Origin of the sequence: Leclercia sp. 29361 (assembly GCF_011290365.1) — a bacterium.
GTDB lineage: Bacteria > Pseudomonadota > Gammaproteobacteria > Enterobacterales > Enterobacteriaceae > Enterobacter > Enterobacter tamurae.
The window spans coordinates 636,021-661,162 of record NZ_CP049786.1 but is presented as its reverse complement, the minus strand read 5'-3'; the positions used below and the strand labels follow the sequence as shown (position 1 = coordinate 661,162).

Below are 25,142 nucleotides of genomic sequence, written 5' to 3'. Positions count from 1 at the left end.
AACCATCTACGTTTCTTATGGCAATATCGGCAGAATCGCTTCACGCATGCTATAGCTACGGTCAACCACCGGCAATCCAGACGAGAAGCAAGGAAAAAGCTATGGGCTATGTACCAACTGAATATGTATCGCTCAGTAGCTCGGCAACCCGCTAAGCCTTCATGCTGGCGTACAAGCCTGGCTAAAGCCGTATCGCTGGCTGCATGTGGTGAGATTAATGCTGCTCGAGAAATTGTGACTTCTTTCCAGAAACAACATACTCGTTTTCGGCAAAGAATGGCTTTGGTGAAAGGCCTAGCACCTTTTATGCCGCAAGATGCACTAATGTTGCTAGAAGGGTTGCCCAAAGCGCCTCCGGCTATGCATATCGCACTACTATTGCGAAATGGCCATCTTGCCCAGGCACGTAGCATGGTTGAGCAATTACCCTCCAATATTGTAGAGATCGATCCCGAGCTTTTGCTCATGCAAACAAATACCTTCAACAGCACACCCGAAATCCAGTTGCAACGGCTGAATAATTTTCTGCAGACGCATAGTCTTCCGCCACTAAGCTTAGTTAACTCTTCGCTAGCTCCATCGCCGCTTAACCTTAGGGCAGCTAAAGTGACGGAGGCACGATCAGGTCCTCTGATTTCGGTGTTAATGACCACATACAACACCGGATATCGTGCAGAAGTGGCTATATCTTCCATTCTGGCGCAAAGCTATCAGTCTCTGGAATTGATAATTGTGGATGATGCCAGTAGCGATGACACACCGGAACGACTGGAAAGATTAGCTCGTCGAGACAATCGCATCACACTGCTGAGGTTACCGCGAAATGTAGGAACCTATGCCGCCAAAAGGATTGGTTTAGCGCAAGCAAAGGGAGATTTTGTGACTTGCCATGACTCAGATGACTGGTGTCATCCTGAGAAACTAAGTCGGCAACTTGCCCCTATGCTGTCTGACTCAACCATAGTTTGTACTGTGTCTAACTGGGTTCGTATGCAAGATGATGGCGTTTTTTACGCACGGCCAGTTTACCCTTTAACACGTCTTAATCCTGCATCCCCTCTTTTTCGACGAGAGCAGGTAATACGTAAAGCAGGCGCATGGGATTGTGTGCGAACTGGTGCTGACAGTGAATTCCTGGCTCGTCTAAAACTTGTTTTTGGAACTAAAGCAATTAAGAAGGTCAATCAACCCTTAACGCTTGGCAGTCATCGTCCCGATTCTCTGATGACATCAATGTCGACTGGCTACACGCATATGGGGGTATCACCACAGCGACAAAAATATTGGGAGGCATGGTCACAATGGCATATTGATTCTCTGGCCGCCGGTAAAAAGCCCTATATAGATAACGCGGTACCGCTTACTTCAGACAGACCGTTTGAAGTGCCAGTTAGTTTGTTAGTGGATCCTGAAGCATTAGCCGATTGCATGAAAGTACTTAATCCATCTTATGTCTTTGATATTGCTGAAAAAGAAACGAATAAAATCGAATTCGCGTAGTTTAGAGACAGAAATAATGTTTCACTCTTGGCCAAAACGAACTGAGCATCATGCCAAGTAAAATAACCCTAAGCGGGCCAAACCAGAACTTTTTAGAAAGCTTCAATTCTTAATTTATACAATCCTGGTAGCTCTGTATTGCCAGCCTCAAGAACGGATAGTTAAACTTGGCTCCAGTTACCACCTCATCCAAAATAAAAGAAAAAACGCTTATGAAAATTCTTGTAACCGGTGGAGCCGGTTTTATCGGTTCTGCTGTTGTTCGCCATATCATCCGTGACACTCAGGATGCGGTGATCAACCTTGATAAGCTTACCTATGCGGGCAACCTCGAATCCCTGGCCGACGTAGCCGCAAGCGACCGCTACGCCTTTGAGCAGGTAGATATCTGTAACCGTGCGGAGCTGGACCGGGTCTTTGCCACCCACCAGCCGGATGCGGTGATGCACCTGGCCGCCGAGAGCCACGTGGATCGCTCCATCACCGGCCCGGCCGATTTTATCGAAACCAATATCGTCGGCACCTACACGCTGCTCGAAGCAGCCCGTGCCTACTGGAGCGAGCTGGATGAAACCCGCAAGCAGGTGTTTCGTTTCCACCACATTTCTACCGACGAAGTGTATGGCGATCTGCCACACCCGGATGAAGTGAGCGCAGGCACTGAGTTACCGCTGTTCACCGAAACCACCCCGTACGCGCCAAGCAGCCCGTACTCGGCGTCGAAAGCCTCCAGCGATCATCTGGTGCGCGCATGGCGTCGTACCTATGGCCTGCCGACCATCGTCACCAACTGCTCCAACAACTACGGCCCGTATCACTTCCCTGAGAAGCTGATCCCGCTGGTGATCCTCAACGCGCTGGACGGCAAGGCGCTGCCAATCTATGGCAAAGGCGATCAGATCCGCGACTGGCTGTACGTCGAAGATCACGCCCGTGCGCTCTACACCGTAGTCACCACCGGCGTGGTAGGCGAGACTTACAACATCGGCGGCCACAACGAGAAGCAGAACCTGGACGTGGTCCACACCATCTGCGATCTGCTCGACGAGATGGTGCCGAAAACCGGCTCCTACCGCGACCAGATCACCTACGTGACTGACCGCCCGGGCCACGACCGTCGCTATGCCATCGATGCCAGCAAAATGAGCCACGAGCTGAACTGGCAGCCGCAGGAGACCTTCGAGTCCGGCATCCGCAAAACCGTGCAGTGGTATCTGGATAACCAGCAGTGGGTCAACAACGTGAAAAGCGGCAGTTATCAGGACTGGATCGCGAAGAACTACCAGGAGCGCAACTGATGCATATTCTGCTGTTCGGCAAAAATGGCCAGGTGGGCTGGGAGCTGCAGCGCGCGCTGCTGCCGCTGGGACGTATTACGGCGGTAGATTTTGACTCTACCGAGTACTGCGGTGACTTCAGCAACCCGGAAGGCGTGGCCGAGACCGTGCGTCTGCTAAAGCCGGACGTGATCGTCAACGCCGCCGCCCATACCGCGGTGGATAAAGCCGAGAGCGAGCGTGACTTTGCCGAGCTGCTCAACGCCACCAGCGTTGCCGCCATCGCCAAAGAGGCCGAAGCGCTGGGCGCGTGGCTGGTGCACTACTCCACCGACTATGTCTTTAACGGCAGCGGCGAAAAGCCGTGGGTCGAGACAGACCAGACCGCCCCGCTGAACGTCTACGGCGAAACCAAGCTGGCGGGTGAACAGGCTGCTGCGCTCTGCTTCCGTCACTTGATCTTCCGTACCAGCTGGGTGTATGCCGCTCGCGGCGCCAACTTCGCTAAAACCATGCTGCGTTTTGGTAAAGAGCGTAGCGAGATGTCGGTCATTAACGATCAGTTTGGTGCCCCGACCGGAGCAGAGCTGCTGGCCGACTGCACCGCACATGCAATCCGTATCGCGCAGGATAAACCTGAAGTGGCCGGGCTTTATCACCTGATCGCTTCCGGCACCACCACCTGGTTCGACTATGCCCAGCGCGTATTCGCCACCGCTCGTGCGGCAGGCGTTGAGCTGGCCGTAACCCAGGTGAACGCCGTCCCGACCAGCGCCTTCCCGACCCCGGCAAAACGTCCGCATAACTCACGTCTCGATACCAGCAAGTTCCAGCGCACCTTCGGGATGACGCTGCCGGACTGGACTATCGGCGTGGATCGCATGCTGGCCGAAATTCTCGGGAAATAAATGCAGCCCAGGGTATGCTATGCATGCCTTGTTGTAGGGCGTTTTGCCCTCCCGGAACATGTAACCAAACAGAAGAAATGAAGGATTATGAACAAGCGTAAAGGTATTATTCTGGCCGGTGGGTCAGGGACTCGTCTCTATCCGGTCACCATGGCGGTGAGCAAACAGCTGCTGCCGATCTACGACAAACCGATGATCTACTACCCGCTGAGCACCCTGATGCTGGCCGGTATCCGCGATATCCTGATCATCAGCACCCCGCAGGATACGCCGCGCTTTGAGCAACTGCTCGGTGACGGCAGCCAGTGGGGCCTGAACCTGCAGTACAAAGTGCAGCCAAGCCCGGACGGTCTGGCTCAGGCCTTTATCCTCGGTGAAGAGTTCATCGGCAGCGACGACTGCGCGCTGGTGCTGGGCGACAACATCTTCTACGGTCACGATCTGCAGAAACAGCTGGAAGCCGCCGCGGCGAAAACTGCGGGCGCCACCGTCTTTGCCTATCATGTACATGATCCTGAGCGTTATGGCGTGGTGGAGTTTGACCATGCAGGCACCGCGATCTCCCTGGAAGAGAAGCCGCTGGAACCGAAGAGCAACTATGCGGTAACCGGCCTCTACTTCTACGACAACCGCGTGGTTGAGATTGCCAAAAGCCTGAAACCATCGCCGCGCGGCGAGCTGGAAATCACCGACGTGAACCGCATCTACCTTGAGCAGGGCGATTTGTCAGTCGCCATGATGGGCCGTGGTTATGCCTGGCTTGATACCGGCACCCATGAGAGCCTGATTGAGGCCAGCAACTTCATCCAGACCATCGAAACCCGTCAGGGGCTGAAAGTGGCCTGTCCTGAAGAGATTGCCTACCGTCTGAAGTTTATCGATGCCGATCAGGTGCGCAAATTAGCCGCGCCGCTGGCGAAGAATGCGTACGGGCAATATCTGCTGAAAATGCTCAAGTAGTCATCATTAACTCATGGGGCGTGAAGCCCCATTTATGAATCAGGCTGTCACCATGAACGTAATTCAGACCGCAATTCCCGACGTATTTATCTTTGAGCCAAAAGTGTTTGGCGATGACCGTGGTTTCTTCTTCGAAAGCTTTAACCACCAGCAGTTCGAAGCCGCCATTGGCCGCAGCGTAAACTTCGTCCAGGACAACCACTCCAAATCCTCAAAGGGCGTGTTACGTGGCCTGCACTACCAGCTGGCGCCACATGCGCAGGGCAAACTGGTCCGTTGCGTGGCCGGGGAAGTATTCGACGTGGCGGTGGATATCCGTAAAGACTCCCCGACCTTCGGTCAGTGGGTGGGTGTGCATCTGTCGGGTGAGAACAAGCGTCAGCTGTGGATCCCGGAAGGTTTCGCCCACGGCTTTATGACCCTGAGCGACACCGCAGAATTCCTGTACAAAACCACCAACTACTATGCGCCGGAGAGCGACCGCGGTATCCGCTGGAACGATGAGACCATTGGAATTACATGGCCAGAAATCGACAGCGAGATCCTCACCTCCGCCAAAGACAGCGTGGCCAAATCCTTCCCTGACGCAGAGTACTTCTGAGTCACACGCCCCGCAGTGACGCGGGGCGTTTTCTGATGCACAGAGCGCACATGAAATTTTACACAGGTTCAGCCGGGATCCTGGCCCGAAAAGCACAGCTCGAGCCGATGCTTGGCCGTCCGCTACACGCCTTCAAAACGGGCATGCGGCTGGCGCAGGACGATGTGCTGGTCGGCTGGGGCCAGAAAGCCAATACCCGACAGATCAAACAGAAAGCCCACGATCTCGGCCTGCCGTACTGGCAGCTGGAGGATGGCTTTATCGGGTATATCGGCCATCCTGCCAGAGGGGGCAAGGCCGTCTCCCTGATCGCCGATCCTGTGGGCATTTACTACGACGCTCGCCAGCCGAGCCGCCTGGAGCAGCTGATCGCCACGCCGTGCGATGACAGCATGCTGGCGCGGGCCGACGCACTCATCTCTGAACTGCTGCGCCTGGGCATCACCAAGTACAACTGTTATGCCGCCGACAGCGGCCTGCCCGACGCGCTGGCTGCCCGTCTGCATAATGACACCCGCCCTAAGGTGCTGCTGATCGACCAGGTGGCAGGGGATCTCTCCATCCCCGGTGCGCTCGCCAGCGAGGCGGATTTTATTGAGATGGTCGCGGCAGCGCGGCGTAACCACCCTGACGCCCGCCTGCTGCTGCGCACCCATCCGGATACCCGGCTGGGCAAGAAACGCGGCGTGCTGGCGCAGATGCAGCTGGATGACGTGGAGCTGGTCACCGAGCACTGCCATCCCCATGCCCTGCTGAATGAGGTGGAGGCGGTCTATACCGTCTCCTCGCAGATGGGGTTTGAAGCCCTGCTGCTGGGCAAAGCGGTGTACTGCTTCGGCATGCCGTTTTACGCCGGCTGGGGGCTGACCCACGACAGCAAACAGTGTGAACGTCGTCAGGCCCAAATTAGCCTGCCGCAGCTGGTGGCGGCGGCGTTAATCCTCTATCCCCGCTATCTGGATCCGGTCCTGGGCCAGCGTTGCGAAGTGGAGCAGGTGCTGGAAGTCATAGCGGGTCAGCTGACCCCGACTCCGCGCTATCGCCGCCTCTATATGGTGGGTTTCTCGCTGTGGAAGCGCGCCTTTATGCGCGCCTTCTGCCAGCCGCTGGCCACGGAGCTGCGCTTCGTGCGCACTCCGCCTGCACAGCTGGCCGCCGACGAGCAGGTGCTGGTCTGGGGCAGCCGTTATCCTGAGCTGGCAAACCCGATCCGGGTGGAAGATGGCTTTATTCGCTCCCGGGGGCTGGGCTCGAACCTGTGCCGCCCCTCTTCGCTCTCCATCGATCCGGTGGGGATCTATTTCGACAGCCGCCGTCCGAGCGGGCTGGAGCAATTGCTTAATGAGCAGCCGCTCAACGAGCAGGCGCTGGCGCGCGGTGCGGCGCTGGTGGATCTGCTCCGCCAGCATGGGGTCAGCAAATATAACGTTGGCACCGTCCAGCCCTTCACGCCGCCCGGCGACGGACGTTCGCTGGTGCTGGTGGTGGGTCAGGTCGATGGCGATGCCTCGATCCTTACCGGTAGCCCGGTGATCCGCAGCAACGAGCAGCTGCTATGGGCGGTGCGCGCTGCCCGGCCCGAGGCGCATATCCTGTTTAAACCGCACCCGGACGTGGTGGCGGGCAACCGGGCCGGTGCCATCTCGGCCGAATGCCTGGCGAGCTGCGTGGACAGCCAGGTGCTGGATCTTGGCCTGACCAGCCTCTATCCCCATGTCGACGAGCTGCATACCATGACCTCCCTGAGCGGGTTCGAAGCGCTGGTGCAGGGGGTAAAGGTTACCACCTGGGGCCAGCCGTTCTACAGCGGCTGGGGGCTGACCGAAGATATCCACCCTGCTGAGCGCCGTCAGCGTACCCTGCCGCTGGCCGCGCTGGTCTACCTGACGCTGGTGGCCTATCCGCGTTATATCGACTGGCAGAGCGGTTTGTGGATGAGCCCGGAGCAGCTGATCCGTCAGCTGGCGGTGCAGGGAAACTCCTCATCGCAGAAGGCCAGCCGCTGGCAACGCTGGCAGCTCAAGCTGAGCTATCTCGCGCAGACACTTCGCTAGCGAACTATTTATCCTGATTTATTAAAGAAAAGCGGTCATCAAGCCGTTACACACTGTTCATCAACGGACCGATCTGGGAAAAATAATGGAAGAGCAAGCTATCCGCCATCTGCTGAATGGCCGTCGATATCTGTTACTACAAGGACCGATGGGCCCCTGCTTTTCACGTCTGGCAAGCTGGTTGCAGAGCAGCCACCGTGAAGTGAAGCAGGTCTGCTTTAATGCCGGGGACTCATGGTATGCCGCGAAAGAGACCGCGCTGCACTACACCGGCTCAGTGAAGAATTTTGCCTTCTGGCTGCGCGAGTTACACAAAACCTACCCCTTCGACACCATCGTCTGTTTTGGTGACTGCCGACCGATGCACATCGAAGCGAAGAAGTGGGCCCGCAGCAAATCCATCGATTTCCTGGCGTTTGAAGAGGGCTATTTCCGGCCGTTCTACATCACCCTGGAAAAAGGGGGCGTGAACGCCTTCTCGTCGATGCCCATCGATGCGAAGTATTATCGCGAGCAGCCGCTGCCGGAGGTGAAAACCCCGACGCCGTGGAAGCCGAGCTCCTTTAACCGTGCCGCCCATGCCATGCTCTACTATGCGGCGGGCTGGTTTGGCCGCCATCGCTACCGGGGCTACCGTCACCACAAGTCGTTCTCCCCGTGGTACGAGATGCGCTGCTGGTTCCGCGCCGGTCGCCGTAAGCTGTGGTACCGCTGGCAGCAGCGCAACATGCTGAGCCATATCACCGGCACGCTGGATAACGAATACTACCTGGCGATTTTGCAGGTCTATAACGACAGCCAGATTATTCACCACAGCCCGTATAAAGACGTGCGTGAGTATATCGAAACCGTGATCCGCTCCTTTGCCCGCCATGCGTCGAAAGAGCGCCATCTGGTGTTCAAGCATCATCCGATGGATCGTGGCCATCGTTTTTACGGCACCCTGATCAACAAGCTGACCGAGAAGTACAACATTACGGGCCGGGTGATCTACGTCCACGATCTCTCCTTGCCTGCCCTGCTTACCCACACCCGGGGGGTGATCACCGTCAACAGCACCGCAGGCCTGTCGGCGTTGATCCATAACAAACCGCTTAAGGTGATGGGCAAAGCGCTGTACGACATCGAAGGGTTAACCTGGCAGGGGCCGCTGAACCAGTTCTGGCAGGCGAATTTTGCCCCGGATAAAAAGTTGTTCCAGCGTTTTCGAACTCATCTGCTCTATCACACGCAGATCAACGCCGTCTTTTACGGCAAGTCCGACTGGCTCAACATTCCGACAGAAGTCCCTCTGACGACACCGCTTGCCGATTCCGAACTCGAACGATAATTCCTCCCCACGCCGGGGAATTTGCCCCGGCGGATCCGATCTATCCCCCGCTTTTATCCCTTCGTTGCAAAAATCCCTAATGTTTATCCCGAAACTGGCCGTTATAACCTAAGACAAATTTTTATGCCCAACTCTGTACTGACATATTTTGTCAGCCGCACCGGCATAATTCACAGCAATGGTTTAAATAACGGGAAGCTAATATGACAATTCCGACCAGGAGTCGCTCGGCTGAAAGGTTGGTTGATATTCTGCTGGAGCTTCATTTACACGGCGTGGTTACCCGCCAGGCATTGATGCATAAATTTAATATTACTGAGCGCACGGTCTATCGCGATCTGAATGCACTTTCGCCCATTGTGGAACGCTGCGGAGACGGGCAGTACCGGCTTATTCATACCCGTCCGGGTCAGTCAAGTCCGGGGCTGCATCATGTCATTGCTAACTTTCTGAATGTGGATGATTTTTTTCCGTCAACGGGCCGTGAGTTCTGGGACAAGCTGGAGTCACGTGTCGAGGAAAACCATATTATGATCCTCGGCAACGATGCCGAGCGCACGGGACCCAAAGATATTCACGGCCTGTTAGCCGCCTTTGAAAAGGCGATTAAGGGCCAGCAGGTTTGCCAGATCCTGTATAAAGGAAAGTCCCGGCAGATTAATCCCTATAAAGTAATTAACAAAAAGAACATATGGTATTTACAAGCTACCGAAGAAAAGCGTTTGAAATCGTTTTCTTTGAGCCTGATCCAGTGGCTGGATATTCGTAGCGAAACCTTCACGCCGGATAATGACACCCTCGACCTGCTGGAAAAAAACCTCGATCCCTGGGTCAGCGAAGAGACGTTTGAAGTAGACGTATTTATTCCCTCCAGCATTGCGCACTATTTTACGCGCCGCGATCTGCTCCCTGGCCAGCAAATTCTGGCGCAAGAGCGCCAGGGGATCACCCTGCGCTGCCATGCCGCACATGAGAACCAGATCCTGCCGCTGCTCTTCTACTGGCTGCCCAACATACAGGTGCTGGAACCGGCCTGGTTGAAGCAGAAATTTGTCGGCACGTTAGAAAACTATCTGGCCAGCGCGGAGTGAACCGCGCCTGACTGCGTGATCCCCTTCACACTATTCCCGCCTGCGACGGCGAGCCTGAACCACTCGCCCTCGCCTTTGACCGCTCATGCCGCCATACAACCACTCACCGATTTACCTTCCTTTACGCGCGTAAGGCTCTGGCAAGATCGCCTCAGCATTACTCAACATCTCTCACAGCGAACCCTGACCCTTTTTTTCATCTAAAAAACCAGGTTTTATTATGGACACTAAAAAACTACTTAAGCACGTTCCCTGGCTGCTGCTCGGGATCCTCGGTGCCTGTTGCCTTGCCGTCGTAGCCCTGCGCCGCGGCGAGCACATCAGCGCCCTGTGGATCGTGGCGGCCTCGGTATCGGTCTATCTGGTGGCGTACCGCTACTACAGTCTCTATATCGCGCAGAAGGTCATGAAACTCGACCCGACGCGTGCCACTCCGGCGGTCATTAACAATGACGGCCTGAACTACGTGCCAACCAACCGCTACGTGCTGTTTGGCCACCACTTTGCCGCCATCGCTGGCGCGGGCCCGCTGGTCGGCCCGGTGCTGGCCGCACAGATGGGCTACCTGCCGGGTACCCTGTGGCTGCTGGCCGGCGTGGTGCTGGCGGGTGCGGTGCAGGACTTTATGGTGCTGTTTATCTCTTCCCGCCGTAATGGCGCCTCTCTCGGTGAGATGATCAAAGAAGAGATGGGCCGCGTGCCAGGCACCATCGCCCTGTTCGGCTGCTTCCTGATTATGATCATCATCCTCGCGGTGCTGGCCCTGATCGTGGTGAAAGCCCTGGCCGAAAGCCCGTGGGGCGTGTTCACCGTCTGCTCCACCGTACCGATTGCGCTGTTCATGGGGATCTACATGCGATTCCTGCGTCCAGGTCGCGTGGGTGAGGTGTCGGTGATCGGGATTGTGCTGCTGGTGGCGTCCATTTACTTCGGCGGCGTGATTGCGCACGACCCGTACTGGGGCCCGGCGCTGACCTTCAAAGACACCACCATCACCTTCGTGCTGGTTGGCTATGCTTTTGTCTCTGCCCTGCTGCCGGTATGGCTGATTTTGGCCCCACGTGACTACCTGGCGACCTTCCTGAAAATCGGCGTGATCGTCGGGCTGGCGATCGGCATCGTGATCATCAACCCGGAGCTGAAAATGCCTGCGGTGACCCAGTACATTGACGGTACCGGCCCACTGTGGAAAGGCGCCCTGTTCCCGTTCCTGTTTATTACCATCGCCTGTGGCGCAGTGTCTGGCTTCCATGCTCTGATTGCTTCCGGCACCACGCCGAAGCTGCTGGCGAACGAAAACGACGCTCGCCTGATCGGTTATGGCGCAATGCTGATGGAATCTTTCGTGGCGATCATGGCCCTGGTGGCAGCGTCCATCATCGAGCCGGGTCTCTACTTCGCGATGAACACCCCGCCAGCCGGTCTGGGCATTACCATGCCGAACCTGCATGAGATGGGCGGTGAAAACACGGCACTGATCATGGCGCAGCTGAAAGACGCCAGCGCTCACGCGGCGGCAACCGTCAGCTCCTGGGGCTTCGTGATCTCTCCTGAGCAGATCATGCAGACCGCGAAAGACATCGGTGAACCGTCGGTGCTGAACCGTGCCGGTGGCGCACCAACCCTGGCGGTAGGTATCGCCCACGTGTTCCACAAAGTGCTGCCGTGGGCGGACATGGGCTTCTGGTACCACTTCGGTATTCTGTTCGAAGCGCTGTTCATCCTCACCGCGCTGGATGCCGGTACCCGTGCAGGCCGCTTTATGCTGCAAGACTTACTGGGTAACTTCGTGCCGTTCCTGAAGAAAACCGACTCTCTGGTTGCTGGGGTTCTGGGTACGGCGGGCTGCGTCGGGCTGTGGGGCTACCTGCTGTATCAGGGCGTGGTCGACCCACTGGGCGGCGTGAAGAGCCTGTGGCCGCTGTTCGGGATCTCTAACCAGATGCTGGCAGCTGTAGCCCTGGTGCTCGGTACCGTGGTGCTGGTGAAGATGAAGCGTACCAAGTACATCTGGGTGACCGTGGTCCCGGCTCTGTGGCTGCTGCTCTGCACCACCTGGGCGCTGGGTCTGAAACTGTTCAGCACCAATCCGCAGCTGGAAGGCTTCTTCTTCATGGCTAACCAGTACAAAGAGAAGATTGCCGCAGGCGATGAGCTGACGGCTCAGCAGATTGCCAACATGAACCATATCGTGGTGAACAACTACACCAACGCCGGTCTGAGCATTCTGTTCCTGGTGGTGGTGTACAGCATCATCTTCTACGGCATCAAAACCTGGATGAAAGTGCGTAACGCCGACGACCGTACGGACAAAGAGACCCCGTATGTGCCGGTGCCGGAAGGCGGTGTGAAGACCTCTTCACACCATTAATCCACTCTCCTCCCCCTCTCCCCTATGGGGAGAGGGCCGGGGTGAGGGGAAACAACGCCCGGCGGCCCTCGCCGGGCTTTTTCTATCTGGATGAGACAATGTTTGGTAACTTAGGCGAAGCTAAAAAATACCTCGGTCAGGCGGCGAAAATGCTGATTGGCATCCCGGACTATGACAACTACGTTGAACATATGAAGACCAACCATCCGGATAAGCCGTACATGACCTACAACGAATTCTTCCGCGAGCGTCAGGAAGCGCGCTACGGCGGAGGAGGAGAAGGCGGCGTACGCTGCTGCTAAAGGAGAGACCATGACACCGATTGCCGTTACCCTACTCACCGGTTTTCTCGGCGCGGGCAAAACCACCCTGCTGCGCCACATCCTCAACGAACAACACGGCTTTAAAATCGCGGTCATCGAAAACGAGTTCGGGGAAGTCTCCGTTGATGACCAGCTGATTGGCGATCGCGCCACTCAGATCAAAACCCTGACCAACGGCTGCATCTGCTGCACCCGCTCAAATGAACTCGAAGATGCCCTGCTCGACCTGCTCGACAGCCGCGATCGGGGTGAGATTGACTTCGACCGCCTGGTGATTGAGTGCACCGGCATGGCCGACCCCGGCCCGATCATCCAGACCTTCTTCTCCCACGAAATCCTCTGCCAGCGCTACCTGCTGGACGGCGTGATCGCCCTGGTCGACGCGGTGCACGCCGACGACCAGATGAACCAGTTCACCATCGCCCAGTCGCAGGTGGGCTATGCCGACCGCATCCTGCTGACCAAAACCGACGTGGCGGGTGAGAGCGAAAAACTGCGCGAGCGCCTGACGCGTATCAACGCCCGTGCGCCAATTTACACCGTGACCTTTGGCGATATCGATCTCGCCCAGCTGTTCAACACCAACGGCTTTATGCTGGAAGAGAACGTCACCGCTAAACCGCGCTTCCACTTTATGGCTGACAAGCAGAACGATGTCTCCTCTATCGTGGTCGAGCTGGATTATCCGGTAGATATCAGCGACGTCTCCCGGGTGATGGAGAACCTGCTCCTGTCGTTTGCCGACAAACTGCTGCGCTACAAAGGGATGCTGTGGATCGACGGCGAACCGAACCGCCTGCTGTTCCAGGGCGTGCAACGGCTCTACAGCGCCGACTGGGACCGCCCGTGGGGCGAGGAAACGCCGCACAGCGTGATGGTGTTTATTGGGATTGAACTGCCCGAAGAGGAGATCCGCGCGGGGTTTGCTGAATTGAAGAAATAACATCGGCACTCCCTTTTTTCACCGAAAGGGAGTGTAAATAAAGGTTAGAAACTGTAAAACTCAAATCGGCTTGCGTAAGTAAACTCATCTTCATTATTCCGCCGCACACGCTTATCTGTGCGCTATTCAGCGTCTGTTTAGGGAATAAACTAAATCGATCTTAAACACGCTTAAATCAAAGATTGACCTCGCAACAAAGTCACCATTTCGCAACAATAGCACTGAAATAAATTCACACAATCAGCATAAAAACCCGACCCCGATCACATTTGCAGTCATAAACGTCGCTTGTTAAGGTGCCCTCAGATTAATTTGATGACGAGGCATAAAACATGAAAAAGCTTAATATCCTTCTCCTTTCTGCGCTGACTGCTGTATCAGGTTCTGCTCTGGCCATGGGCGGCAGCATTGAACAGGGTAAAAACTTCACCAACCTGAATGTGGAAATGGGTAAATCCTCATCCGGTCTGTATACCGAAGGTAACTGGCTGAAAAATACTGATGACGGCACCCAGACCGGTGGCGTTGGCGCAGGCTACAACTTTGAAGTCGGCCCGGTAATGCTGAATGCCGGTGCAAAAGCGATCTACATCGGCCCGAAAAAAGGCGATAACGGCGTGGCATTCCCGGTCGGTGGCGGCGTGAACGTAGCGCTGACCGACAGCATCAACGTGTTTGGTGAAGGCTACGTGGCACCAGACGGCCTGAACAACAGCGTTAAAAACTACGTTGAAGCTAACGGCGGCGTAAGCTGGACGCCAGTTAAACCTGTTACGCTGAAAGTGGGTTACCGCCACGTGAGCGTTGACGGCAAAGACGGTCGTCCAAACCACACCCTGATTGACGGCGCCTATGTTGGCGGCGGCGTAAGCTTCTAAGGCTCCGTACCGGATTTGTTCCCTCTCCCCTATGGGGAGAGGGTCAGGGTGAGGGGAAAATAGCTATCGGCGAATCACCACCAGCTTCTGGTTCACAAACTCTTTAATCCCCAGATCCGACAGCTCACGCCCGTAACCGGAGCGCTTCACGCCGCCAAAAGGCAGTTCTGCAGCGGTATCGGTGAGCCAGTTAATCCACACCATCCCGGTCTCGATTTTCGAGGCCATCTTTTTAGCGCGATCGATATCTTTACTGAACACCGCGCCGCCCAGACCGTAGTGCGAGTCGTTGGCGAGCTTCACTGCCTCATCATCGTTTTTCACCACGTAGATCTGCGCCACCGGGCCGAAGAACTCTTCGAAATAGGCGGGGTTATCCCGGGTGATGTTGGTCAGAATGGTCGGCTCAAAGAAGCTGCCTTCGCGCTGGACCGGTTTGCCGCCGTAATGCAGCGTCGCACCATTCTTCACCGCCTCGTCCACCTGTTTCGTCAGGGTCTCAAGCGCATCTTTTGAGGACAGCGGCCCCAGCCGGGTGCTCTCGTCCAGCGGATCGCCGATCCTGATGTTGCGGAATGCCTCGGTGTATTTCTCGAGGAACTGCTCGGCCACCTTCTCATGCAGAATAAAGCGCTTGGCGGCGGTACAGACCTGTCCGGCATTGGCGAGGCGCGCGTTGACGCCGATCTTCACCGCCTTCTCCAGATCCGCATCGTCCAGGACCACGAACACGTCGTTGCCGCCCAGTTCGAGGGTTGATTTCTTGATGTGCTTCGCCGCCTGCGCAGCCACTATGCTACCGGCCTTCTCGGACCCGGTCAGGGCCGCACCCTGCACACGATCGTCGGCGATGATAGTTGCTACCTGATCTGAAGAGATAAACAGGTTAGTCCATGCCCCGTCCGGTGCACCGGCTTCGCGCACCAGATGGGCGAAAGTCTCGGCACAGTGCGGAACGATGCTCGCATGTTTGGCGATCACCGGGTTACCCGCGGCCAGGTTCGGGGCCAGGACGCGCATCAGCTGGTAATAAGGGAAGTTCCACGGCTCGACGGCCATCACCACGCCAATCGGGTGATGCTCCACCCACGCCTCGCCCATCTCAGACGGGTATTTCACCGGGGCAAGAAATTGCTTCGCGTTATCCGCGTAGTAGCGGGCAATCTGCGCGCAGAGTTTAACCTCGCCGCGGCTCTGGGCAATGAGTTTACCCATCTCCTCACTGGCAATTTTCGCCAGCTCTTCGGTACGGGAATCAATCAGATCCGCCAGCTTATGCAGCACCGCCAGGCGTTTATCCATGCTGCCCTTCGACCAGTCGGAGTGGTAGAGCGCATCGGCGGTGCTCAGTGCCGCTTCGACATCAGCATCGGTATGAGAAGGATATTCTTTGATGAGTTTGTTGTTGGCAGGATTCACTGTCTGATAGGCCATTGTTGCCTCCTTTTTTACCGCGTTGGGTATTAAGGGTAGTCAAAATGGCTGGGTTTGCAGGTAAAGTTAGGTATACATGGCGCGCCACCCGGTGGGTGGCGCGGGATATTATTGCTTCAGTCATGCGACGCAGCGTTCGTTCCAGCTGTCTTTGAAGACAATATTTCCGTCGACATACTTCCATTGAATAGACTCGTAGCGAAGCTCAATATTTTCTAAATGGGTCCCTGTTCCCGAGCCCGGATGAAGGCTGGGCGTAATTCCTGTGATTTTAACATTTTCCATATAGATGTTAAAATATTCCATCTCCCTTCCCGATTCTACGATTTGATACATTTTAATTTCTGCTGACTTAAGCGTGTGGCCGCGACTAATAGCGCGATATAAAAGTGGCGTTACACGGTCAAACTCTTTTTGTATTAATATTGGCGTATGGATACGCGTACCTGTTAATTTTCCCGTGTTTGGATCTGTCGGGATAGTCATGTGGTGTGACAACGATTTTATCTCAATAGATCCCACACGGCCCAATACGCAACATCCTCCCACAACAGGAGATCCATTTTCATCTGTTAACCATAAATAAGCAGGATTAGACATTTTATTTCCCTATTCACTGTTTTTGTTTCTTTCAAGATAGTTTTCTAAAAATCTGACAACTTTTGAACATAAGTAGAATACTATCAACCATAAAATGGCAAAAAAGAACTTCATTGGCCACACGACAGGCAGCATAATGCAAAGTATAAAGCCACCGACAAAACAGGGACTCGAAAAAACTCCAGATATGAACGGTGACCCACAGCAATATATTTAGAATATATTTATAGATAAACGAGAAAGCAGTGTTATTTGCCATTTAATTTACGCTCAACTATTTCAATTATTTCATTGAAATAAGGCTGCCCAAATTGGTTTGCTATATGAACGGCTTCCACAAATGGTTCTACAGCAGGTTCAAAAAGAAAATATGTTAGATCATAATCATGTGGACGAAGTAATTGATATATTTCAGGTGCTTTAATAGCAAGCTCTTCAGACACGCTAATCGAACGTTCAGCCATCCCGCCAATAAGCAATACCATAGTGACTCTGCCAATCCAGTTATTAGCTGTCTTTGCACCAATGAAGGATACACGTGTGAGAACTGCCGTCCCTATTGTTGAAATAATTTTAGCGGTAATTAAGCGACCTGCGATAGATGAAACAACACTACGATAAACATTGTCTTGCTGTCTTATACTGAGGTATTTATTGAATTTTTCAAATATTTTTTCAACCGCGTTTGTGATGTGATCATAATTTAAAATATCGTTATGAATTGCCTCTGCCATACGGATTCGCTGAGTTTGATGGGCAAAACGTGAATCCGTATCAATATAGCCTATAGCAAGATACCCTAAATCAAGCGGAACGGTAAGGGCCCCATTTATTAATCCAGGAATAATGCCCGGTGATACGATTATATCATAAATCCTGTTAGCAACCTTTTTCACATCATCCGTAGCTATATTTCCTACGAAAATAGCGGTATCGACCATGATATCCCTCTCTTATTCAACATCCCTGAAATTTATATCACTACATAAACGCCGTTGAAATAGTTATTACCATTCGAAAGCATACATTCAGAAGGATTATTATTGAGATGCTTTACATAAAAATTATAAGAAGGCGATTCTTTAATGAGCTTATTGTTGCACTATTTTGTGTCTAACAGGATTTTGCAATCTATGCTGGCACGATGCCAAAAACGAAGAAGGGATTCGTATCCCCCATCATGCTATAACCCCCTTATCCCTCTTACCGGTAATCAACATGACCCACACGCGCCACGTTAATCAGACCTTCCTTCGCCAGCCCGGCGTGGAGCTACGCAGCACCTGGCAAAGCACCCTGGCCTATAAGCGTCACAGCCATGCACAGCTGTCCATTGGTGCCATCCTGGAGGGGCAAACCTGCTGCACCTGCAACGGCGAGCCGTTCACCCTTTATCCTGGCGATCTGATTGTTATCCCCGCGCAGATGCCGCACAGCTGTAATCCAATCGCCGGACAGCCGCGCAGTTACCATATGCTTTATCTGGAGACCGACCTTCAGCCCGCCATGCAGGTGATCCGCAATGAGGCGCTGTTTCGCCAGTATCTGACCGTCGTTGAAACGCTTTCAGCCCCGGCCATCGACAGGCTTCTCTCCCTGCTTGCCGCCAGGCAAACGCCCCCCGTCACCCTGCGTCCCACCAGTCTTGCGCTTCAGCAGACGCTACGCCACAGCCTGCAAACACCGCCGTCGCTGGACGCATTAGCCCAACGCTTCTCACTGCGCAAAGAGACGCTTATCAGAACCTTTAAGCAGGATACCGGCCTGACGCCGGGCTCTTTTCTTGCCATATCGAGAATAGAGTTCGCCAAAGCGCGCCTGCGTGCCGGGGATGGCATTGCCGACGTCAGCTACCAGAGCGGCTTTGCCGATCAGAGCCACTTCCATAAAACCTTTGTCAGCTACACGGCCGCCACCCCACGCCAGTACGCCACCGGCCGATCAATATCCGACAATAATTAGCGCCCGCGTCGGCGTAGCCTGACCTCAGTTTTGCTGATGAGGTCACTATGGAACTGCTAACCACTCTCTTCCCGCCCGCTTTTTTGGCCCTCGCGCTGGCGCATTTTGTCGCCCTGCTCAGCCCCGGCCCGGATTTCTTTTTGTTGATGGGCTTCGCCGCCCGCCACCGCCTGCGCGGCAGCGCCGGGCTGTGCGTGGGGATCGCCGCGGGCAACGGGCTCTACATCCTGCTGGTGATAATTGGTGCAAGCGCGCTGCGTCAGTTCACGCTGCTTTTCAGTATTATTGAACTGCTGGGCGCGCTGTATCTGCTGTGGATCGGCTGGCATCTGGTGCAAAGCCGCGCCCGCACGCTGGCACTGGATAGGGCCGAGCCGGAGCGCCCCTCCTGGCACCGACAGTTCCTGCTCGGGCTGGGGTCGGCGGTGTTAAATCCGAAAAACGCGCTCTTTTATCTCGCGCTGATGACCGCGCTGCTGGGCCCGAACGTCACCCTGTTGCAGCAGTCGGTCAGCGGGATATGGATGGTCACGGTGGTGTTGATGTGGGATCTGGCGGTGGTGTCGTTTATCGCCCTGCCCGCCGTACAACGGCGGTTGAGCCACAACCTCTGGAAGATTGAGCGCGTGGCAGGGGCGGTGCTGATAGGGTTTGGCACCTGGATAATAGTCATGCGTTTTTAAGCGGGTGTTTCCAGCAGCGTGCGCCAGAAATCACTGACCAGGTTTTCAACGTGCGCCGCATTCACATCAAGGTTTTGCCGCACCATGGCATCCACCAGTTTTTGCATATCAAACTGCTGAAGGCTGGCTCGGTTTTCGTCGGTCATCAGTGCGGCCACGTCGCTGCCCGCCAGCAGCGCACCCATGCGTTCAGGGTCCCACTCCACGCTATCGCCCCATTCGCCGTTATCGTAAAGACGAGACTCTTCAACGTGATGATACTCATGCAGGATCTTGTGGATATCAATGGCGTCTTTGGTAAATTCATCCCCTCGCTCACGCCAGGCGAAGAGTTTTAGCAGCAGCAGTCCAGGCAAGGAACAGAAACGCACGTCGCCGCAACCGGGTATCTCAATCGTCAGGGTATTAGCATATGCCTCTTCAAACCCTTCGACGGACATCGCCACGTCCAGCTCCGGCGGCCAGAGGATCTCATTGCCCCGTGCAATCTCGCCGAAGGGTAAAATATCGACCTCGACCCCTTCCCATAACAGGCGCTGCACTTTACCCGGTATCTCAATTGCCCCCTGCGCCTGCATAGCCGCTTTTAGCGCATGAAAATCGTCCCAGCGATGAATAAGGACAGCAATATCAATATCACGCGTATGCCGTCCGCTATTTCGGCCATAAAGATGCGTTAATACCACTTCACGTGCCATCGCACCGGCAACAAAAAAGTCGCATTGCGCCTCGCGGCAAACGGTCGAGATACGCGCCAGCGTGGCGCTAATGTTCTCAGACAGTGGGCTTTGTAATGTGAAGGTATTTTTCATTAATTTTTCTCGCTGTCTCAATGTTGCGATCGTCATTGGTCGCCAGTAGCTCAGCGATAGTTAACAACGCCCAGGCGCGTTCATTTTCGCGTACAGGAAATGTCTCTCCCCAGAAGCACTCAATCAACTCCCAATTTCCGGAGGGTGTGGGACGCATATCAAGTTTTTTCCGCCGCTCATTAAAGCTGTAAGGGGTAAATAATTTCACGTTTTCCGGATGCAAATACCCCCCGCTGAGAATGTGACCTGCAACCTCCCCCGACCAGCATTCACCCGCTAATAACAGGTTGTCACTCCATTGCACTTCACCCTGCATCTTCAGCGTCTTCAGTTTGGGCCGCAACACTAAAGGATATTCCTGTACCCACAGCCAGTAGAGATCGTTAACACGGGTTAAACGCCGTCCGCCCTGACTGACGCGGTAGAGGTTTTTACTCTCCAGATAATCAAAGCCTTTGCTGACCATGCCCAGCGAAATTCCCGCCAGTTGCGCTATCTCCCGATAGGTATAGTTAATGGCCTTGTCATCCGCGAGCAAAACAAACAGCAGTTTCATGATGCCGACAGAGACGGTGCCTGAAGGCGTGGCCCGTTCCCCCTTCTTGCCGCTGATATGGATATAGATGCCGGGGGCCACAATTCGGGCGTTTCCTGCCCCATCAATAAAGTTGATATTATGTTCGACGCAGTACTGTTGAAGTGCGGGAGAGAGGTAAAGGCATGCAACCAAGGGTGGCAAGGGATCGTTTTGATGCCGCATGTGCCATTGCTCAAGCCAGGATCGTCGTGGTTGCGTTTTTATCTCCACATTAAAAGCGATCGCTTCACTACCAGGGATGCTCATCTTCAGAATGCCGTCGTCGCCGTAGTCTTTCCCGGACTGCGAGGAGACAAAATCAAGAAATCTCAGCTCCGTGGGAAGCTGGTCAAAGAGACTCTCTATAATATCGTTTTCCGTCATCGCTTGTTCACGCCCTTTTATTGTTCACGCATCATGAACACTGCTATTTTATGAACAAACCTTCGCTACCTGCAACTGGTGTTTTAGTATCCACAGGTTCAACGGAATGGAAACCTTATGATTGTTTCACTTTTGCCAGACACGGCCGGACGGGATTTTATCCTCGGGGATTTACACGGCCGCTGGACGATGCTGGAAGCCTTACTCAGCCACGTTCATTTCGAGCCCCAGCGCGATCGCCTCATCGTCACTGGCGATCTTTTTGATCGCGGCGATTCACCGCTGGAGTGCCTGCATCTGCTTAACCAGCCATGGTTTTTTTCCGTGCGCGGCAATCATGAACAGAATCTTATCAACTGGCAACGGGCCAGCCATGCAGCCAAAATGTCGAAAAAAGAACAGATCATTGCGGACGGAGGCGGCTGGTTTTTTGCCCTGGCCGAAGATGAACGGGCTGCGCTGTGCAAGAAAATAGAAAATCTGCCCATGGTGATTTTAGTTTCTGCGGGCGAGCGACGTCTTGCGGTGCTTCACGCCGAAATCCCGGAGAACATGCATCATTTCGACGAATTCTTACAGGCGCTCTGGCAACAACATCCCGCCGTGCATCACAGCTGTCTCGTTGGCCGCCGTCGCCGCAGACTCACAGTCTCAACACCTGTCGCCGATATCGATTTAGTGATTTGCGGCCATACGCCGGTGGAACCGTCACGTTGTTTACGTGAAAATACGCTGAACCTGGATTTTGGCCTGCCACCTCGTCATCCTCAATCCGGGCTCGGGTTATTCGATACCGCCAGCGGGACGCTCTGTTTATGCAGTCCCGGGATGACAATAACCTCCATTGTTTGTTCACGACTACAAAACGTTCACGCAACGTGAACAAAATGAAAATGTGAACAAACAGAACTATTTTGCATCTTCTCGCCGCTTCCCTCTATCCTTAACCCTATGGAAAAACTCGCTGAACTCAAACGCGCCAAGCTCCTGGCGCTGTCGCTGCTGCTGATTGCCGCCGCGACCTTTATCGCCACCCTCTTCCTGCCGCAGACCTTCTGGGTGCGGGGGGTGAAGGCCATTGCCGAAGCGGCGATGGTCGGTGCTCTCGCTGACTGGTTTGCCGTAGTGGCCCTGTTTCGTCGGGTGCCGATCCCGTTTATTTCGCGTCATACGGCGATTATCCCGCGTAATAAAGACCGGATTGGCGACAATCTCGGCCAGTTCGTGCAGGAGAAATTCCTCGATACCCAGTCGCTGGTGGCGCTGATTCGCAAACATGAACCGGCTCTGCTTATCGGCAACTGGTTCAGCCAGCCGGATAACGCCCAGCGCGTCGGGCAGCATATCATGCAGGTGATGAGCGGCTTCCTTGAGCTGACCGACGACGGCCGCATTCAGCGCATGCTCAAGCGGGCGGTGCACAAGGCGCTGGATAAGGTCGATTTCAGCGAAACCAGCGCGGCGATGCTGGAGAGCATGACCAAAAATAACCGCCACCAGGTGCTGCTGGACGCGGTGATCAATCGTCTGATTACGCTCCTGCAGCGCGACACCACCCGCGACTTTATCGCCGCGCAAATCGTCCACTGGCTGAAGACCGAACACCCGCGCAAGGCGATGATCTTGCCCACCGAGTGGCTGGGGGATCAGAGCGCCGAGCTGGTCTCTAATGCGGTGAATGCCATCCTGGATGACGTCAGCCACGACCGCACCCACCAGATCCGTCAGGCCTTCGATCGCGCGGTGCTGAAGCTGGTGGAGAACCTGAAAAACGATCCTGAAACCGCGGCTAAAGCGGAGAACATCAAAGAGTATCTGAAGAACGACGAGGCCTTTAACCGCTATCTGGGTGAGATGTGGGCCGATCTGCGCCAGTGGCTGAAGGCCGACATGCAGAGCGACGACTCCCGCGTCAAGCAGCGCCTCGCCAATGCCGGGCTGTGGTTTGGTGAAACCCTGGTGGCGGACACCAACCTGCGCGCCTCGCTGAACGAACACCTCGAGCAGGCAGCCCATCGCGTGGCGCCGGAGTTTGCCGCGTTCCTGACCCGCCATATCAGCGACACGGTCAAAGGCTGGGATGCCAAAGATATGTCCCGGCAGATTGAGCTCAACATCGGCAAAGACTTACAGTTTATCCGCGTCAACGGCACCCTGGTGGGCGGCACCATCGGGCTGATTCTGTTCCTGCTCTCGCAGCTGCCCGAGGTCCTGCCTCTGATCGGCCGATAGCCAGCCGCCCTGCTCGTACTCCAGCAGCAGCAGGATGGTTAACGCCTGGGCATAGGGCACCGGGGCCATGGCGATATCGCAGTAGTACTGAATATCCCAGCCCAGCATGGTGCCGCGCGAGGCTTCCAGCACGATGCCCTCGTCGTCGATACGCGCCATCACCGCCTCGAAGGCGCGCAGGGCATGCGCGCTGACGGACGCATCCAGCATCCCCATCCGTATCCCGCGCAGCATGCCCCAGGCGATGCCCGCCGTGGCGGAGGACTCCTGGGGCGAGAGCGGATCGTCGAGCACCGTGTGCCACATGCCGTTCTCCGCCTGCAGTTCGCACAGACTGCGCACCTGCCGCGACACCACCTGCGACAAATAGCGACGCACGCTGGCATCCAGATGCTCGCCCATCAGCGCGATAAACTCCGGAATGGCGACGGTGATCCACGCATTGCCCCGCGCCCAGAACGCCCCGGCAAAATGGTGCTTATCGACAAAGGTCCAGCCGTGATACCACAGGCCGCTGACCGGATCGCTGAGGTAGCGGGTGTGGAGCAGAAACTGGTAGCTGGCCTCGTCGATCAGATCCCGACGCTTCAACACAATGCCCGCCACCCCGAGGAACAGACAGGTCATAAACAGGGTGTCATCCCACAGCTGGCCGGTGTTGGGCTGCTCTTTCACCACATGCTGGAACCCGCCCTCTTCCGTTTTAGGCAGATCGCGCAGCAGGGCATCGGCCCAGTCGCTGACCGTCTCCAGCAGATCCTGGCGCTGATGATGCCCGGCCACCAGCGCCAGGGCGATCATCGGCGCGGTGGTGTTGATCTGCATCTCCGGCAGCCCTCTGGCAATTTGCCCCTCGTACCAGGCGAGGATCGACTGCTGCAGAACGGCATCCTGCTGATGCTCCGCAAAGCGCCAGAAGCCATACAGCCCGACGCCAATCTCCCACTCCCACTCTTCGAAGTTGATGGCGAACCCGTCCCCGACGCCCACTTCATCGAGATTTTTCAGGCGACAAAACCCGCGTACCACGCGATCCAGAGTCGTCATCTGCTGTTCTTTGTTCATGCTTTTGCCCCTGTAAGGTATGCCTCTGCCTGCTCCCGTAGCGTCCGGGCGTCGGCCGCGCGCATCAGCGCCAGGCGCTGCTGTTGCTGCCCCCGGCGGCCCGAGGCGATAAACAGCGCCTCCGGGAACAGCTGCCCCGCCAGATACTGCGCGGTCTGAAAGGCGAGCGTATTTTCCTCGCCCCAGAACGCCATCACATCGCAGCCCCGTTCGTCGTGCCAGTAGCGATAGCCCAGCACCGTGGATTTCACCCGTCGCCACAGCATCCCGGGGAAGTACTCCCCCCGGTGGCGATGCCAGAGGGAGAGCAGCGCCAGCAGTGCAAACACCGAGCCCTCTTCCCGGGCGCTGACGCACTTCAGGGTGCGCAGCAGCAGGGCGTCGAGTTCCGGGCCATACTCGCGCTGCGCCATCAGGGTCAACAGACGGCGGGCGCTGTCGTCCTGGCCTGGCTCGCAAACCGATGGCGGTGCGATCGGCGGACACGCCTCCGGCAGCGCCACGCCGAGCGTGGGTTCGTCGAGATAAATCATCTGCAGGGCAAAAAGTGTCTCGCGCTCGAAGAGCTCATCGAGATGGATCAGCAGGCTGTTTCGGCCCGCGTTTAGCGCCAGCTGAACGTCGGAATGCTGCAATCTGTTGCGGGTAAAAGGGGTGAAGCACGCCAGCAGCTCGCCGTCATTCCAGATCCGTACCCCGCCGCAGGTCGCCAGGCGAAAGGTAAAGATCCCGCGGTAGGGCGCGAACAGATCCACCCTCAGCCAGCGCTGCAGATGGTAGGCCTGCGGGCGGAATCCCGAAAAAGCGACGGTGTTATCGACCCCAACAACGGCTTCCCGGCACGGCAGCGCCTGGGCGGGATCGACATGCCGCCGGGCGTGCGTCTGCAGAAACAGATGACGGCAAAAGGACACCGCATCGGGCCCCACGATCCGGGCAGGATCGTCCGTTTCACCGGTATAAAACTCGGCAAAGCGCTCTGCTTTTACCGCTGAAGCCAGAAAACGCGTGAGCGCGTCGCCCTGTGCTAACTGCCAGTCACCCTGGGACATATCTTCCTCATCTCTCGCAAAACGAATACATTGCGCCGCTATCATCAGCAGATTCGATATCTGCCGCGAGGAGCCAGATGCGGGGATTAGCGGGAACTGCCCGGC

23 protein-coding genes are annotated in these 25,142 nt (G+C 55.7%); 16 read left to right on the top strand and 7 right to left on the bottom strand.

All coding sequences use genetic code 11. From position 1 onward, the window contains the following. Positions 1–108 precede the first annotated feature (108 nt). The 12 genes from G7090_RS03155 to G7090_RS03100 all read left to right on the top strand — a co-directional run bounded on the left by G7090_RS03155 (position 109) and on the right by G7090_RS03100 (position 14,236). On the top strand, positions 109–1,500 hold the full coding sequence (locus G7090_RS03155; protein ID WP_242685352.1) for a glycosyltransferase family A protein: 1,392 nt from the start codon (positions 109–111) through the stop codon (positions 1,498–1,500). A gap of 212 nt (positions 1,501–1,712) precedes the next feature. Then, positions 1,713–2,798: a dTDP-glucose 4,6-dehydratase gene (gene rfbB / locus G7090_RS03150; RefSeq protein WP_166181507.1), complete on the top strand. Its 1,086-nt coding sequence runs from the start codon at positions 1,713–1,715 to the stop codon at positions 2,796–2,798. Next, positions 2,798–3,685, top strand: a complete 888-nt coding sequence (rfbD, locus tag G7090_RS03145) for a dTDP-4-dehydrorhamnose reductase (RefSeq protein WP_166181506.1) — start codon at positions 2,798–2,800, stop codon at positions 3,683–3,685. The genes rfbB and rfbD overlap by 1 nt, the downstream gene beginning before the upstream one ends. A gap of 87 nt (positions 3,686–3,772) precedes the next feature. After that, complete coding sequence (gene rfbA, locus G7090_RS03140) at positions 3,773–4,645, top strand: glucose-1-phosphate thymidylyltransferase RfbA (RefSeq protein WP_166181505.1); 873 nt, start codon at positions 3,773–3,775, stop codon at positions 4,643–4,645. Positions 4,646–4,697: 52 nt separating this feature from the next. Beyond that, positions 4,698–5,246: a dTDP-4-dehydrorhamnose 3,5-epimerase gene (gene rfbC, locus G7090_RS03135; protein WP_166181504.1), complete on the top strand. Its 549-nt coding sequence runs from the start codon at positions 4,698–4,700 to the stop codon at positions 5,244–5,246. Positions 5,247–5,296: 50 nt separating this feature from the next. Further along, complete coding sequence (locus G7090_RS03130) at positions 5,297–7,300, top strand: capsular polysaccharide biosynthesis protein (protein ID WP_166181503.1); 2,004 nt, start codon at positions 5,297–5,299, stop codon at positions 7,298–7,300. 85 nt (positions 7,301–7,385) lie between these two features. Continuing rightward, positions 7,386–8,630 (top strand): capsule biosynthesis protein, encoded by a 1,245-nt coding sequence (locus tag G7090_RS03125; RefSeq protein WP_166181502.1) that lies wholly within the window; start codon positions 7,386–7,388, stop codon positions 8,628–8,630. A gap of 203 nt (positions 8,631–8,833) precedes the next feature. Next, complete coding sequence (locus G7090_RS03120; RefSeq protein ID WP_166181501.1) at positions 8,834–9,721, top strand: YafY family protein; 888 nt, start codon at positions 8,834–8,836, stop codon at positions 9,719–9,721. Between the two features lie 220 nt (positions 9,722–9,941). Continuing rightward, complete coding sequence (locus G7090_RS03115; RefSeq protein WP_106995691.1) at positions 9,942–12,092, top strand: carbon starvation CstA family protein; 2,151 nt, start codon at positions 9,942–9,944, stop codon at positions 12,090–12,092. 98 nt (positions 12,093–12,190) lie between these two features. Next, on the top strand, positions 12,191–12,394 hold the full coding sequence (locus tag G7090_RS03110; protein ID WP_032616354.1) for a YbdD/YjiX family protein: 204 nt from the start codon (positions 12,191–12,193) through the stop codon (positions 12,392–12,394). Between the two features lie 10 nt (positions 12,395–12,404). Then, positions 12,405–13,358 (top strand): GTPase, encoded by a 954-nt coding sequence (gene yjiA, locus G7090_RS03105; protein ID WP_166181500.1) that lies wholly within the window; start codon positions 12,405–12,407, stop codon positions 13,356–13,358. 332 nt (positions 13,359–13,690) lie between these two features. Beyond that, complete coding sequence (locus tag G7090_RS03100) at positions 13,691–14,236, top strand: YfaZ family outer membrane protein (protein ID WP_106995689.1); 546 nt, start codon at positions 13,691–13,693, stop codon at positions 14,234–14,236. A gap of 63 nt (positions 14,237–14,299) precedes the next feature. On the opposite strand, the gene G7090_RS03095 is transcribed toward G7090_RS03100, so the two are convergent. The 3 genes from G7090_RS03095 to G7090_RS03085 form a co-directional block, all read right to left on the bottom strand. Beyond that, complete coding sequence (locus G7090_RS03095; protein ID WP_106995688.1) at positions 14,300–15,670, bottom strand: NAD-dependent succinate-semialdehyde dehydrogenase; 1,371 nt, start codon at positions 15,668–15,670, stop codon at positions 14,300–14,302. Between the two features lie 120 nt (positions 15,671–15,790). Then, a complete protein-coding gene (locus G7090_RS03090; protein ID WP_166181499.1) occupies positions 15,791–16,270 on the bottom strand; it encodes a type VI secretion system tube protein TssD in 480 nt (159 codons plus the stop codon). A gap of 248 nt (positions 16,271–16,518) precedes the next feature. Next, positions 16,519–17,211, bottom strand: a complete 693-nt coding sequence (locus tag G7090_RS03085; protein ID WP_166181498.1) for a hypothetical protein — start codon at positions 17,209–17,211, stop codon at positions 16,519–16,521. A gap of 277 nt (positions 17,212–17,488) precedes the next feature. Here G7090_RS03085 and G7090_RS03080 point away from each other — a divergent pair, with 277 nt between their 5' ends. Then, on the top strand, positions 17,489–18,232 hold the full coding sequence (locus G7090_RS03080) for an AraC family transcriptional regulator (protein ID WP_166181497.1): 744 nt from the start codon (positions 17,489–17,491) through the stop codon (positions 18,230–18,232). A 47-nt stretch (positions 18,233–18,279) separates the two neighbouring features. Next, the gene (locus G7090_RS03075; protein ID WP_166181496.1) at positions 18,280–18,915 is read left to right on the top strand and encodes a LysE family translocator; all 636 of its coding nucleotides are present in this window, start codon (positions 18,280–18,282) and stop codon (positions 18,913–18,915) included. Here G7090_RS03075 and G7090_RS03070 read toward each other — a convergent pair. Together G7090_RS03070 and G7090_RS03065 are read right to left on the bottom strand one after the other, a co-directional pair. Beyond that, a complete protein-coding gene (locus G7090_RS03070; RefSeq protein WP_166181495.1) occupies positions 18,912–19,727 on the bottom strand; it encodes a nucleotidyl transferase AbiEii/AbiGii toxin family protein in 816 nt (271 codons plus the stop codon). The two genes, G7090_RS03075 and G7090_RS03070, sit on opposite strands and share 4 nt — an antisense overlap. Continuing rightward, entirely contained in the window at positions 19,690–20,688 is a 999-nt protein-coding gene (locus G7090_RS03065; protein WP_166181494.1) for a type IV toxin-antitoxin system AbiEi family antitoxin, read from the bottom strand. The genes G7090_RS03070 and G7090_RS03065 overlap by 38 nt, the downstream gene beginning before the upstream one ends. Positions 20,689–20,805: 117 nt before the next feature. On the opposite strand from G7090_RS03065, the gene G7090_RS03060 reads away from it, so the two are divergent. Continuing rightward, positions 20,806–21,570, top strand: coding sequence for a metallophosphoesterase (locus tag G7090_RS03060; protein WP_166181493.1), 765 nt, complete (start codon positions 20,806–20,808; stop codon positions 21,568–21,570). Positions 21,571–21,639: 69 nt separating this feature from the next. Further along, entirely contained in the window at positions 21,640–22,920 is a 1,281-nt protein-coding gene (locus G7090_RS03055) for a DUF445 domain-containing protein (protein ID WP_166181492.1), read from the top strand. On the opposite strand, the gene G7090_RS03050 is transcribed toward G7090_RS03055, so the two are convergent. Together G7090_RS03050 and G7090_RS03045 are read right to left on the bottom strand one after the other, a co-directional pair. Beyond that, positions 22,816–23,985 carry a glycoside hydrolase family 105 protein gene (locus G7090_RS03050; RefSeq protein WP_166181491.1) on the bottom strand — a complete coding sequence of 390 codons (1,170 nt, stop codon included), beginning with the start codon at positions 23,983–23,985 and terminating at the stop codon, positions 22,816–22,818. The two genes, G7090_RS03055 and G7090_RS03050, sit on opposite strands and share 105 nt — an antisense overlap. Next, entirely contained in the window at positions 23,982–25,037 is a 1,056-nt protein-coding gene (locus tag G7090_RS03045) for a hypothetical protein (protein WP_166181490.1), read from the bottom strand. Before G7090_RS03045 ends, G7090_RS03050 begins: the two co-directional genes overlap by 4 nt. Between the last annotated feature and the right edge of the window lie 105 nt (positions 25,038–25,142).

What these genes read in the sequence shown, in the direction of transcription:
- G7090_RS03075 (WP_166181496.1), top strand. Translation starts at nt 18,280, where the DNA reads ATGGAACTGCTAACCACTCTCTTCCCGCCCGCTTTTTTGGCCCTCGCG.
- G7090_RS03055 (WP_166181492.1), top strand. Translation starts at nt 21,640, where the DNA reads ATGGAAAAACTCGCTGAACTCAAACGCGCCAAGCTCCTGGCGCTGTCG.
- G7090_RS03070 (WP_166181495.1), bottom strand. Translation starts at nt 19,727, where the DNA reads ATGAAAAATACCTTCACATTACAAAGCCCACTGTCTGAGAACATTAGC.
- G7090_RS03125 (WP_166181502.1), top strand. Translation starts at nt 7,386, where the DNA reads ATGGAAGAGCAAGCTATCCGCCATCTGCTGAATGGCCGTCGATATCTG.
- G7090_RS03110 (WP_032616354.1), top strand. Translation starts at nt 12,191, where the DNA reads ATGTTTGGTAACTTAGGCGAAGCTAAAAAATACCTCGGTCAGGCGGCG.
- G7090_RS03130 (WP_166181503.1), top strand. Translation starts at nt 5,297, where the DNA reads ATGAAATTTTACACAGGTTCAGCCGGGATCCTGGCCCGAAAAGCACAG.
- rfbA (WP_166181505.1), top strand. Translation starts at nt 3,773, where the DNA reads ATGAACAAGCGTAAAGGTATTATTCTGGCCGGTGGGTCAGGGACTCGT.
- rfbB (WP_166181507.1), top strand. Translation starts at nt 1,713, where the DNA reads ATGAAAATTCTTGTAACCGGTGGAGCCGGTTTTATCGGTTCTGCTGTT.
- G7090_RS03090 (WP_166181499.1), bottom strand. Translation starts at nt 16,270, where the DNA reads ATGTCTAATCCTGCTTATTTATGGTTAACAGATGAAAATGGATCTCCT.
- G7090_RS03095 (WP_106995688.1), bottom strand. Translation starts at nt 15,670, where the DNA reads ATGGCCTATCAGACAGTGAATCCTGCCAACAACAAACTCATCAAAGAA.
- G7090_RS03045 (WP_166181490.1), bottom strand. Translation starts at nt 25,037, where the DNA reads ATGTCCCAGGGTGACTGGCAGTTAGCACAGGGCGACGCGCTCACGCGT.
- rfbD (WP_166181506.1), top strand. Translation starts at nt 2,798, where the DNA reads ATGCATATTCTGCTGTTCGGCAAAAATGGCCAGGTGGGCTGGGAGCTG.
- G7090_RS03120 (WP_166181501.1), top strand. Translation starts at nt 8,834, where the DNA reads ATGACAATTCCGACCAGGAGTCGCTCGGCTGAAAGGTTGGTTGATATT.
- G7090_RS03080 (WP_166181497.1), top strand. Translation starts at nt 17,489, where the DNA reads ATGACCCACACGCGCCACGTTAATCAGACCTTCCTTCGCCAGCCCGGC.
- yjiA (WP_166181500.1), top strand. Translation starts at nt 12,405, where the DNA reads ATGACACCGATTGCCGTTACCCTACTCACCGGTTTTCTCGGCGCGGGC.
- G7090_RS03050 (WP_166181491.1), bottom strand. Translation starts at nt 23,985, where the DNA reads ATGAACAAAGAACAGCAGATGACGACTCTGGATCGCGTGGTACGCGGG.
- rfbC (WP_166181504.1), top strand. Translation starts at nt 4,698, where the DNA reads ATGAACGTAATTCAGACCGCAATTCCCGACGTATTTATCTTTGAGCCA.
- G7090_RS03060 (WP_166181493.1), top strand. Translation starts at nt 20,806, where the DNA reads ATGATTGTTTCACTTTTGCCAGACACGGCCGGACGGGATTTTATCCTC.
- G7090_RS03100 (WP_106995689.1), top strand. Translation starts at nt 13,691, where the DNA reads ATGAAAAAGCTTAATATCCTTCTCCTTTCTGCGCTGACTGCTGTATCA.
- G7090_RS03115 (WP_106995691.1), top strand. Translation starts at nt 9,942, where the DNA reads ATGGACACTAAAAAACTACTTAAGCACGTTCCCTGGCTGCTGCTCGGG.
- G7090_RS03155 (WP_242685352.1), top strand. Translation starts at nt 109, where the DNA reads ATGTACCAACTGAATATGTATCGCTCAGTAGCTCGGCAACCCGCTAAG.
- G7090_RS03085 (WP_166181498.1), bottom strand. Translation starts at nt 17,211, where the DNA reads ATGGTCGATACCGCTATTTTCGTAGGAAATATAGCTACGGATGATGTG.
- G7090_RS03065 (WP_166181494.1), bottom strand. Translation starts at nt 20,688, where the DNA reads ATGACGGAAAACGATATTATAGAGAGTCTCTTTGACCAGCTTCCCACG.